Source organism: Pseudoduganella sp. GW821-FHT05F09 (assembly GCF_059419605.1).
This window is the reverse complement of the sequence record NZ_JBWKSD010000031.1, coordinates 1-520: the sequence shown is the minus strand read 5'-3', so window position 1 is coordinate 520 and position 520 is coordinate 1. Positions and strand designations below refer to the sequence as shown.

The following is a 520-nucleotide window of genomic DNA, read 5'->3' as shown; positions in this document are numbered from 1 at the left end:
TGCCAAACGCTCCCAGGCAACGGTGCGATTTCTGGCGCAGGGTTGGGCGTGGATATGGCGCCGATCCGGTTCTACGGCGCCTACGCTGGTGGGCGCCCCATTAACTCGCTGGGCAACTCGTCGGGCACCTACTTCATCAGCAACAGCGGGCAGCACCTGCACGTGGGCACCGACGATGTGCAGTTCGCGCAAGGCGCCAACCGCATCGGCCCAAGCATCCCGGTGTCCGCCGGCCAATATGCAAACGAAATCTGGACGATGTTCTTCACGTTCGGGGCAGGAGGCAGCGAGGCCGGCGGCTGGCAAATTCAACGTGTGGAGTGTGTGGCATGATGCTGATTACCGAGGTGGGCGAGTTCGGGCCATTTAAAACCATTGAGCAGTTGACTGACCGCTGGCGCTGCGACGGTGTGGACTATCCGTTCACCGTTGTCGGCGTGGCCGAGACAGGCGATGTGCCAGAGCCTGAATCTTCCACGCCATCGGTTGACATGCCCGCGCTGCGCCAGCGCCTGATGGC

The 520-nt window shown here is 62.5% G+C and carries 2 protein-coding genes; both read left to right on the top strand.

Going from position 1 to position 520, the window contains the following annotated elements; translation table 11 throughout:
* Positions 1 to 333: hypothetical protein (locus AC07S4_RS30390; protein ID WP_494990136.1), on the top strand; the 333-nt coding region annotated here is incomplete at its 5' end.
* On the top strand, positions 330 to 520 hold a 191-nt coding region (locus tag AC07S4_RS30385; RefSeq protein WP_494990135.1), incomplete at its 3' end, for a hypothetical protein. The genes AC07S4_RS30390 and AC07S4_RS30385, both read left to right, overlap by 4 nt.